The sequence below is a fragment of the Symbiopectobacterium sp. genome (assembly GCF_047692315.1).
In the GTDB taxonomy this organism is placed as follows: Bacteria; Pseudomonadota; Gammaproteobacteria; order Enterobacterales; family Enterobacteriaceae; genus Symbiopectobacterium.
Map to the genome: position 1 here is coordinate 1 of NZ_JBLLJS010000026.1, position 10,826 is coordinate 10,826.

A 10,826-nucleotide genomic window follows, 5' to 3' on the forward strand; every position below is an offset into this window, starting at 1 on the left:
GTGTGGGTGAAGAGAATCTAGCTCGTTCAAGTAAGCTTGTTGACAGATTGGCATTCATGGCTGAGAAGCGGTGGATGTAAAACAGAATATGCCTGGCGGCGATAGCGCGGTGGTCCCACCTGACCCCATGCCGAACTCAGATTTGTCGTGCGGGATCGAGACCACAAGGCGAGTGGCAGGACACCGCGAAAGTTAGCGCTCCGTGCCGGGTGCGTGCGATGTGCGGTGTGGTTGACGCGCATGAAACTTTCATTGCAAATGCAGAAATGCTCGTCTCAGATTTGTGGGGATCCCTCAGCGCCTGCGCGAGGGAAAAAGAGAGGGACGGTGCGTAAGGACAGCCCTTTTCATCATTCTCGGCGAAAACTGGGGTGCTCTTGCAGCAGGAATGCGCCAAGCCTGTAGGAGATCTTCGCCTGCGTGGTAAAGACTGGCCGAACGTGTGGACAGTCGACACTGCGCGAGGAGGATCTCGCCGGAGAGCAGATACAAAAATGCCCACGGTGGTTACCGTGGGCATTAATGGAACGGATGCGATTAGTGCAGCGCGTACTAGCGCAGATCTTTCATCGCAATATGGTCCATGTTGTCGAACGTCAGGTTTTCACCGATCATGCCCCAGATAAAGGCATAATTTTTGGTGCCAACACCGGTGTGAATCGACCAGCTCGGAGAGATAACTGCCTGTTCGTTGTGCATCACCAGATGACGTGTTTCATGCGGCTCGCCCATCATATGGAAAATAATGGTGTCATCTGCCATGTCAAAATAGCAAAATAGAAGTAAACTTCCATTCTGCGCTCATGGGTATGGGTTGGCATTGAGTTCCAGTTGCTACCTTCTGCCAAACGCGTTAATCCCATGCTCAACTGGCAGGTTTCCACCACTTCCGGCACCAGATATTTGCAAATGGTACGCTTGTTACAGGTCTTGATGTCACCCAGCGGCGCTTTGATGGCATCATCCTGTGTAATCACGCGGGTCGGGAACGTAGCATGGGCTGGCGCACTGTTGTAATACAGCTTGGCCGGTCTAGCCTTATCTACACTGCTGAATGCCAGGGCTGTCGCCCCTTTACCCACGTAGAGTGCTTCTTCGTTGCCTACAGCGTAACTTTTGCCATCAATAACGATGTTTGCCAGGCCACCGATGTTGATCAGACCCAGTTCACGGCGTTCAAGGAAATAGTTCACACCAAATTGCTTACCGATATCGTCATCAAAGGTGATCTCGCCATCAATTGGCATAATCCCGCCTACAACAATATGATCAATGTGGCTGTACACCATGGTGTATTGATTTGGCGTAAAAATCTGCTCAATGAGAAATTTCTTTCTCAGCTCGGTAGTATCGAGCGTTTTGGCATGTTCGCTGTGTACACTTTGTCGTACGTCCATATTGTTACCTTTTATGCGTTTTTAGGTGAAAATCGTTTTGCCCACAAGGCCGTAATGATGGGCACGAGTACTGAAGTCACTATAATACTGGTGGCTACCAGCGCCGTGGCTTGTTGAGCTACCGGGGCAAATTCCGGTGCCATGTTGGCGATCAGCAACGGGGTAGCGACTGCGGCACCGGCGCTACTGGATGCAGCTACGCCTGCTGTTCCGTTACCGCCACCGATAAACTTGTCAGCCAGAATCAACGGGATGCCGATAACAATGATCACCAGGACGCCCAGGAAGATGCCTGCGAAGCCGGTTTTGAGGATAACTGCCAGGTTGATGGTGTTACCCAATGCGAAAGCAAAGAAAGGGATCAGCGTTTGGACGGAGTTACCAAACAATTTTCTCAGGTCTGGATCCAGGTTGCCCAGCGCAAAGCCAATCAGGAAAGGCAGCACTGCACCGACAAACAGTTGCGGTTCAAAGGTCGCGATACCGCTGGCACCCAAAATAACCATGGTCATCAGCGGGCCGGATTCCAAAGACATCAAAACGAAGGCACCAGCTTCTTCTTTTGAGCCATATTGGTTCATCAGTGCGGCATACGGACCACCATTGGTCATATCCATCGCGGCGACCAACGCAAGTACGGAGATGCCTGCAAATAAGCCGTTTTGGGTTCCATCGCCCGGCAAGAAGGTCCCTGCAATCATCGCCACAACCCATGCAGTAGCAATTTTGGTGACGACCAAAACACCGGGTTTTTTCAACATGGTGCCCGTCGCCTTGAGCTCAATGGAGGCCCCCATGCAGAAGAACCATACTGCCAGAATAGGAATAGTACCGGTAATCAGCTCGTTACTGAAGGAACCCAGAAATTTACCTGCGCCCGGCGTAAAGGTATTACAGAGTGCGCCCAAAAAGAGCGGAACCAGCATTAATCCCCCAGGGATTTTATCAATAGCTTATTTGATTTTCATGAAAAGCCTCATCTATAAAAATAAAAATGTATCCTGCCGCTTTGAATAAAAGCGGATAGGTGATATGCATAAAATTTAAAAATCAGGGGCGCACAAGGACCTGAGTGTTATTACCCACATTCACTCAATATTGAAGATGGTCATCCCCATTATAAAATTGATAATTAAATTTTTATTAATGCCTTGATATTTATGGTCTAGATGTTTTTTTAATTATAAGCTGCCTTTCCGTAATGTTTGCTTCGCACATTACAGATATTTTAACCATTACGTATCGCCTCGCTGATTATCGATGTCCATTATCGATTGACGAATGGCCACTAACCAATCAGTGATAATTTATTGAACGTAATTTGTATTATTAAAATAAAAATCGTTTTATTGATTATTCAATCATTAGCCTCTTAATCATCAATAAATTATTATTCATTTTTACCTATTGGTATTATCAAACCCGATGGCTGTTAATATGGTCTGAGATCGCCTTGCTGGTTTTAATCAGGCTTGCCAGATGTTTCTCTTTCTTACCATTGGCATACTGTGATTGCATGCCGTTGACGCCGATGGCTGCGACAACCTTTCCGTCCTGATTAAAAATCGGCGCTGCCATGCAGCAGATTGCCTCGATATCTTCACCATCATCTATCGCCCAACCTTGGGTCTTGACAAGTTTCAGGTGTTCCAGAAAATCTTCTTTATTGGTAATGGTACGCGGCGTCAAACGCTTAAAAGTACAATCAGCAATTGGGGTTTCTATTCTTTCCTGCGGCAACCAGGCCAATAACACTTTTCCCAGCAATACGATTTTTTTACCTTTCCAGGACGTTTTTACGATGGCCTTGGGGGATTCAACTTTACTCAGGAAGAAACTGTTATCACCATCCAAAATACCGAGGTGACAGGTGAGTTCCGTTTCTTTAACTAACGCATGCATAAAGCCAATGGCATCTTTGCGCAAATCAATATTCTTTATTGCCAAACCGCCCAGTTCGAATAACCGCAAGCCTAAAACATAACGCCCATCAGGGCGCTGACGTAATGGTTGTGGCACCGTCAGCACTTCAAGCAAGTGATGTACGCTACTTTTGGGTATAGACAAATCGGTACAGATCTCGGTAAAGCTGGCTTTGTCACGATTGGCAATATAGTCCACAATCATCACTAGACGGACTGCCGCAGGCGCTTTGCCATATTCAAGTTGTTGGAAGATATTCATGATTGTTTTATATGTGAAACCATAGTTTTTTATATAGGATAATAATAACGGAACGGTAATTTATTTACTTAGATGCAGATCACAAAATGATCGCAGTAGTGTTGATTATTTCAAGATAAATGGAACTTAGTTTCATTAGGAAAACGGAAAGGGCATTTTTATCGTTTATTGCTGTGAGAAGGAAATGGCAGAGCGAAGATGTGGGTGGCACAGAAGAATAAAAAACCCCGCGGATGGGGTTTTTAGTGCGTGGTGTTACAGAATCCGGCTGATCAACCTATCGATCCTGATACGGCGTAAGCGGCGTATTAATTTACGTACCTTCACCGGATATTGTGCGATACCTTGCAAGTCGGTATAGCTCTTAAGCGGCGTGGTGTAAGCGCGGATCTGATCTAACTCTTGCAACCGCTGTTCCAGCAGCACTTTCTCGGGATCGTGGATCAGGATGGCATTTTCCAAATCCAAACGCCACGCGCGAGGGTTCAGGTTATTGCCTGTCAGTAACTGCCAGGTATCGTCGGACCACAGTCCCTTAAGGTGGAAGCTGTTATCCCCATCCTTCCACAACCGCACGGTTAACTGCTGATTGTCGATGTAACGCTGCAAGCGACTAACAAAACGACTCAGATTGATCTCGTACAGGTACGGCAGCGCACCGATGATCTTGAACGGCTGATCTTCTGGAATAAAGAAGTCGTTAGCCGTCTTGTCACCGATGATGATCTCAACCTGCTTGCCTTCTTTGAGCAAGCGCACCACGTTTTTGATCAGCAGCGCGGGCAGGTTGAAATACGGGGTGCACATCACCAGCCGATGTTCAGTGCAAAACATCAGGTGATGAATCGTGTTATTCAGCGGGCTTTGTTTACCCAACCCCACCAACGGCGTGACCGTCAACGCCCCATTAACCTCCTCACTACCGGGCGTGTTGTAGGCAAGCGTGCGCAGCGTTTGGCGAAATTGACGAATATCCGCTTTGATTTCCAGATTTTTGGGCCGCGAACGGCTGTCCAGACGTTGCACCGCCGGATCTTTAACCAGTGTGGTGATGTACCCTGACATGGTATCAGCCAGCGCCGGGTTGCGGATAAGCTGATAGCGATCGTAGCGGTACTTGTCATGCTGGTGCAGATAAACATCGTTCAGGCTGGCACCGCTATACAGCACGCGGTCATCAACAATGAACCCTTTCAGGTGCAAGACGCCGAGCGCTTCACGCGTGTTGACGGGAATGCCATAAATGGGAAATTTCACGTCAGCATGTTTTTCTGCCATATCGCAGTACCAATCTTCATTGGTACTCGCTGATTTGTCACCAATACGCCCGCGCTGTGCGCGGTGCCAATCCACCAACACGCGTACATCTAGATCGGGATTGTTGCGCTTGGCGTTGTAGAGCGCGGAGAGTATGCCCTGTCCGCCGTCATCCTGTTCCAGATAGAGCGCGACCAGATAGATGCGCGTCTTGGCCTGTTGGATCAGGTTGAGCAGCGTAGTACGAAACAGTTCAGGGGAATGCAATGTCTGAATGTCATCCGCTGCTTGAGGGAGTTTGGGCAGTTGTGCAAGGTGTTGTTGGTATTTATTGCGTTTAGTAGACAACATCACAGTGCGTTTCTTCTCTTATTAGTCAGCGCAAGGCCGTCATAAATGATGTCAGGGGAATGCCGAATCGGGCGATGATACCACTACTTTTCGGGCGTAGTGAGTAAGTTTTACCGTTCATTACCAGATTGACTGTCAAAATAAACGCTCTGTCACGCAACCTCCGACGTATTTAACGCGAGCACAAGCGTGACAATTCCTTCGTCTAACTGCACGTCTACCGTGAAACCGAGCTTCTTGGCCAAGGCAATCATGCCTTGATTATGCGGCATAGTGATGCCGTTCAACTGTTTTAGCCCGTGGCGGCGGGTGTAATCAATCAATTTGCTGAGCAGGCGCTTGCCAAGCCCCATCCCTTTACAATCTGAACGTACCAGCACAGCAAATTCGGCGGCAATGTTATCGGGATCGGAAATGGTCCGGGTAACGCCAATGATTTCATCACCGAGCGGTGTAGAGCATACTGCCACAAACGCCATCTCCCGATCGTAGTCAATCTGCGTCATGTACGCCAAATCTTCATGGTTGAATTAATTGATTTCACTGAAATAACGGTAATAGAGATCTTCTTTGGTGACGTTACTGATGAAGTGCTCCAGCAGCGGCTCGTCCTCTGGAAGGATCGGGCGGAACAGGCAATGTTCCTGGTTATTGAGCAGCACCTGCTCTTCCAGCTCTTGTGGGTAAGGGCGGATGGCCAGACGGGATTGCGGATCGCCAGAAAAAGGCGCGAGATGAAGCGTGACATCCAACAGGGTAAATTCACTGCCGGATGCCAGCAGCGGATGAATATCCAGACGATGTACTTCCGGGCAGTCAAGAATCAGGTTGGAAACCTGCACCAGCAACCGGCTGAGCCCGGCGATATCCAGTGGGTGCAGGGCGCTGCGCCCGCGTATTTTGCCGCTTTTCAGCGCTTGCATTATCAGGTAGCGCGCCAGTGTCATATTGAGCGGCGGCAGTGCCACCGCCGCCTGTGAATCTTTGTTCCACGCCACGCTGCCGTCGCCCAACAAAATCAGCGGGCCGAAGATTGGGTCTTGTTCCACTGCGATGCGCAGCTCTTGTGCGCCCGCGCGATTCGCCATGCCTTGCACCAACAGCCCATGAATGCGCGCTTGCGGATAGGCGCGTTTGACACGATCGATAATGGCATCGGCAGCTTGCTGGACTTCATGGGCGGTGCGCAGGTAAAGCATCACCCCCTGTACTTCGGATTTATGCGGGATATCCGGTGAGCGCAGTTTGATGGCGACCGGGTAACCAATCTGTTCGGCAATATGCACGGCTTCCACGCTGCCGCTGGCAATCCAGGTTGGCAAGGTATGCAGCCCGTAGGCCTGTAAAATCGGTTGGACTTCGTGGGTATCAAGTTGTGTCACCCCATCATGCAACGCCTGATGAATCAACTGGTGCGCCTGACTAGCGTTGGTGCCGAGATCGTGCGGCAGGGCAGGGGTTTCCATCAGTTGTTTCTGGTTACGCCGGTATTCCACGATATGCATAAACGCGGTGACCGCACCTTCGGGTGTGCGGTAGGTGGGAATGCCTGCTTCATTGAACAGGCGGCGCGCCTCCTGAGAGGAATATTCACCACACCAGTTGGTGAGTAAGGTGATACGTTTGCCGCGCGGATGAGCCTGACAGCAGGCAATCAGTTGCTGTGCGTTTTCTGTGCCGGGCGCAGCGGCACTCGGCGCGTGGATGATCAGCAAGGCGTCGTAGTCATCACTGTCCAGCAGCACCGAAAGCGTGCTGAGATAGCGCGCTGCCGTGGCGTCGTCACGCAGATCGAGCGGGTTTCCGATGTGGACTTCCTCGGGCAATACCTCACGTAGCTTTTGTTGCGTCTGCTCCGTCAACGTCGCCAGTTTGCCCTGTCGGCTAAGCAGTTGATCAAGCGCCTGTGCCGCTGGGGACGCGCCGTTACTGACAATCAGCAAACGCTCACCGCGTAGCGGGCGCAGGTGGCTCAGCGTTTCCACCGCAGAGAACAGTTCGTGTGTGTCTCGCACGCGCAGTAATCCGGCACGCTGGATGGCTGCATCGTAGGCGGCATCCAACCCGAGCTGGTGCCCGTGCAGCAACTGCTGAGCAAGCTGAGTTCGACCGCTCTTGATAACCAAGATGGGCTTGTTTCTGGCGGCGCTGCGCGCGGCGGAGAGAAAACGTCGCGCATCTTTAAGCTGCTCAATATGCAATAAAATGGCGCTGGTCTTCCCATCACGCGCCAGAAAATCGAGCACATCATCCACATCGATATCCAGGCTGTCGCCCAGCGCGATGAAGTAGGAAAACCCGATGCCCCGCTGCTGTGCCCAATCGAGTATGGTATTGGAAACAGCGGCGGATTGAGAAATAAACGCCAGCTTTCCTTTAACTATCGGCACGGGAGAGAAGCTGGCATTGAAACCCTGCCACGGTGCCAGTATCCCCAGACTGTTCGGCCCCAGCAGGCGCATGGCATAGCGGTTGGCGCAGGCCTTGAGTTCTTCCGCCTGTGCGGGGGGGGGGAATAATGGCGGTTTTACAACCGCGCTGACCCAACGCTTCCAGCAGCATCAGATTGCGGCTGGCATGGGTACAGAGAACCGCCAGATCGGGCTGGTGAAGTGACCGCCCAGCAGGTTTTGCATCATAAGAAAACCGGCGCGTCCCGGTTTGTCCGATGCTCCCAGCACGGCGATCGATTTTGGCCTTAATAACGCTTCTAATCCGCGCTGACTCATAGCTCGCTCCCGACAGGACAGAGAGCTGAATCATAGCGGTTTTTATCCGTTTATGCTGTGACAGTCGATGAAATTTCCTGTGCTGGGCGATGTGCTTTACCGGCCAGATAACGTTGACGAAAGCGATCGAAGTGATTGAGCAGGCCCTGGCTGGCACTGTTGTCACCTGCCTGTTGCAACAGTGCGGCAGCAATTTCCACCGTACAGTGTTGCCCGGCGCTGCTTGTTTCGCGCAGTTGGTAGCGTGAGAGTGATTCAACGGCGAGCGACAAAATGGGCAGTGCATCAAGATAAGGGCTTTTGCGGAACATTTTGCGCGCTTCCGGCCAGGTGCCGTCCAGTAGCACGAACAGTGGTGGCTTGGCGTTATCTGGCAGGCGGTGCAATACCTGGCGTGCGGGCTCGGCTTCATCAGCAAGAAAAACCAGATAGGGCTGATAGTCCGAGGTTTTCAGTGCCGCCAGCAAAGCAGGATCAGGCTCAGTGCGCGACCACAGGAATGCCTGGGTATCGGGCAGAGAATATCGGCAATCAGGCGGCCGGTATTGCTGGGTTTTAACGGCTCGGTATCGAACATGATCAGGCAGAAACGGCTGCGCGCCGAATGGGGGGTGATGGTGTCACACAGACAATTTTTCACCGGCAGCAGGCAGTGTTGACAACGCACAACACGGCAACCTCGGGCCCGAAAAGGGCGGGTGGAGAGTTCCAGCCGGTGCTGGCGCAAACGAAGAACAGCGTTGTCGCGCATGGGGGTTCGCTAAAAAGCGCTATTCTACTTGACGCACTGGAGGACAGAAAGCCCCAGTGCGGCTTTTATTACATTGCTCAATCGTTCAAATCGTTTCATCTAACCAGTTTTCGAACGGCGTTTTCGGCAGCGCACCACTCATGATATCCACTGGTTTACCCTGTTTAAACACCATCAGCGTCGGAATGCTGCGAATGCGAAAACGTGCGCTCAATTCAGGTTCGGCTTCGGTATTCACTTTAATAAAGCGAACGCTTCCGGCGCGCTCTTGCGCCACGGCAGTAAAAATCGGGGCAAAGGCAACGCAGGGGCTACACCAGGGAGCCCAAAAATCCACTACCACCGGCAAGTCATCTTGCAATAGCTTATCGAACGTAGCGCTGGTGGCGTTGAGCACCTCGCCAGAAAACAGCACGCTGCCGCAGCGGCCACAGGTCGGGCGGTCGTGAAGGCGTTCTTCTGGCAAACGATTCGTGGCGTGGTAGGATTCGCATACCGTGTTCATAGGCGACCTCAAATCATAAAACGGCTAAAATAAGTGTGCTGTGTAGCCAACAGCACGCCTTCATCAGAAGTCACGTTCAATAACCACAGCATGTTACGAAATCGTAAACGCATTATGGTGATAGCGAGCGGCGGTGACAATGCGGTTTCCTCAATGATTACAATAGACATTGCCGTTATGAATCAGGTTGCGGTGTCATTGTTCACCAGTGGGTCATGGAAACTTGGCTTTTATACTCGAAGTCGGTAGCGTCGCGGGTGTACATCAGGTAATCTTTGCGCCAGCGCGTTGGTGGAGAAAATGGAGAAAATAATGAGCGATTCAGCGGGTAGTAAGAGCGGAAAGGTCCGCGTGATGTACGTCCGTAACGAGGACGAAAAGAAAAATTCGCGTACCGGAGACGGAGCGCGCGATCGCCGTAATGATAACGAAAAAACGGGGCGGCACGACAACCATGATAAAGACGGCCGCAGCAAGCCGCGTGATAATCGCGATAAAGAGGGCCGCACTAAGCCGCGTGACCCGCGCGACATGAACCCGCGTTATGTCCGTGAGAACCCTCATCGCAGCAGTGATAACGCTGGGCGCGATGACCGTGCAGATTATGGTCGCGGCAGTGATTCACCGTGGAAAACGGTATCACGTGCGCCAGATGACGCGCCGCAGAAGCCAGACCACGGCGGGATCGTGGGTAAGAGCCGTCTCGATCCCGAACAGATTCGCCGTCAGCGTCAGGAAGAGACGCGCGTCTATGGTGAAAACGCCTGTCAGGCACTGTTTAACAACCGTCCGGATGCCATTGTGCGCGCCTGGTTCCTGCAAGAGGTGACACCGCGTTTTCGTGAAGCCTTACGCTGGATAGCGGCAAACCGTAAAGTCTACCATGTGGTGGATGACGAAGAACTGACCAAGGCGTCTGGCACCGATCACCACGGTGGCGTGTGTTTTCTGATCAAGAAACGCCAAGGCTCTGATGTGAATGACTATCTGGCGCAGGCGAAGGAAACAGATTGTGTGCTGGCGCTGGAAGATGTGGGTAACCCGCATAATCTGGGCGGTATCGTGCGTTCTTGCGCACACTTTGGTGTTGACGGTGTGCTGATCCACGATCCGTCGTTGCTGGAATCTGGCGCGGCAGTACGCACGGCAGAAGGCGGCGCAGAGCATGTGAATGCCATTCAAGCCGATGATTTTCCTTCGGCACTGGATGCTTTCCGCGCAGCGGGTTATACCATCGCGACGACATCCAGCCACAAAGGGCAACCTTTGGCACAAACGGCATTACCGAAGAAAGTGGTATTGGTGGTAGGGCATGAAGGTGATGGCCTGACGGACAGTACCTGGCAGCAGGGCGATCTGCCCCTTTCTATTGGCGGTACGGGTAAAGTGGAAAGCCTGAATATCTCCGTTGCGACGGGTATTTTGCTGGCAGAGTGGTGGCGGCAGCATAGCATCACTGAATTGTGATGCGTTAGGGAACGAACTCACAGAGTAAAGGGTTGGTTTTGACCTCCTGCGTCCAAATGGCGCTGAGGAAATGGTTGGTGGGGGGGGGGGGGGGGGGGGGGGGGGGGGGGGGGGGGGGGGGGGGGGGGGGGGGGGGGGGGGGGGGGGGGGGGGGGGGGGGGGGGGGGGGGGGGGGGGGGGGGGGG

Annotated in this window: 6 protein-coding genes and 3 pseudogenes; 1 reads left to right on the plus strand and 8 read right to left on the minus strand. The window is 52.1% G+C overall.

Going from position 1 to position 10,826, the window contains the following annotated elements; translation table 11 throughout:
* Positions 1-552 precede the first annotated feature (552 nt).
* From kduI to trxC, 7 genes and pseudogenes are all read right to left on the minus strand, one after another.
* Positions 553-1,397: pseudogene (kduI, locus tag ACMZI0_RS16220) on the minus strand (5-dehydro-4-deoxy-D-glucuronate isomerase).
* 11 nt (positions 1,398-1,408) lie between these two features.
* Positions 1,409-2,347, minus strand: coding sequence for a 2-keto-3-deoxygluconate transporter (gene kdgT / locus ACMZI0_RS16225; RefSeq protein WP_415673744.1), 939 nt, complete (start codon positions 2,345-2,347; stop codon positions 1,409-1,411).
* A 466-nt stretch (positions 2,348-2,813) separates the two neighbouring features.
* Entirely contained in the window at positions 2,814-3,581 is a 768-nt protein-coding gene (locus ACMZI0_RS16230) for an IclR family transcriptional regulator (protein ID WP_415673740.1), read from the minus strand.
* A gap of 255 nt (positions 3,582-3,836) precedes the next feature.
* Entirely contained in the window at positions 3,837-5,189 is a 1,353-nt protein-coding gene (pssA, locus tag ACMZI0_RS16235; RefSeq protein WP_415673745.1) for a CDP-diacylglycerol--serine O-phosphatidyltransferase, read from the minus strand.
* A 152-nt stretch (positions 5,190-5,341) separates the two neighbouring features.
* Positions 5,342-7,918, minus strand: a pseudogene (locus tag ACMZI0_RS16240) (GNAT family N-acetyltransferase).
* A gap of 50 nt (positions 7,919-7,968) precedes the next feature.
* Positions 7,969-8,669: pseudogene (locus ACMZI0_RS16245) on the minus strand (tRNA-uridine aminocarboxypropyltransferase).
* An 85-nt stretch (positions 8,670-8,754) separates the two neighbouring features.
* Positions 8,755-9,174 (minus strand): thioredoxin TrxC, encoded by a 420-nt coding sequence (gene trxC, locus ACMZI0_RS16250; RefSeq protein WP_415673741.1) that lies wholly within the window; start codon positions 9,172-9,174, stop codon positions 8,755-8,757.
* Between the two features lie 312 nt (positions 9,175-9,486).
* On the opposite strand from trxC, the gene ACMZI0_RS16255 reads away from it, so the two are divergent.
* Positions 9,487-10,641, plus strand: a complete 1,155-nt coding sequence (locus ACMZI0_RS16255; RefSeq protein WP_415673742.1) for a tRNA/rRNA methyltransferase — start codon at positions 9,487-9,489, stop codon at positions 10,639-10,641.
* 4 nt (positions 10,642-10,645) lie between these two features.
* On the opposite strand, the gene ACMZI0_RS16260 is transcribed toward ACMZI0_RS16255, so the two are convergent.
* A partial coding sequence (locus ACMZI0_RS16260; RefSeq protein ID WP_415673743.1) for a hypothetical protein occupies positions 10,646-10,826 on the minus strand: 181 nt, incomplete at its 5' end.

Excerpts from the sequence above, each read along its gene's own strand:
- ACMZI0_RS16230 (WP_415673740.1), bottom strand. The coding sequence starts at position 3,581 with ATGAATATCTTCCAACAACTTGAATATGGCAAAGCGCCTGCGGCAGTC.
- pssA (WP_415673745.1), bottom strand. The coding sequence starts at position 5,189 with ATGTTGTCTACTAAACGCAATAAATACCAACAACACCTTGCACAACTG.
- trxC (WP_415673741.1), bottom strand. The coding sequence starts at position 9,174 with ATGAACACGGTATGCGAATCCTACCACGCCACGAATCGTTTGCCAGAA.
- ACMZI0_RS16255 (WP_415673742.1), top strand. The coding sequence starts at position 9,487 with ATGAGCGATTCAGCGGGTAGTAAGAGCGGAAAGGTCCGCGTGATGTAC.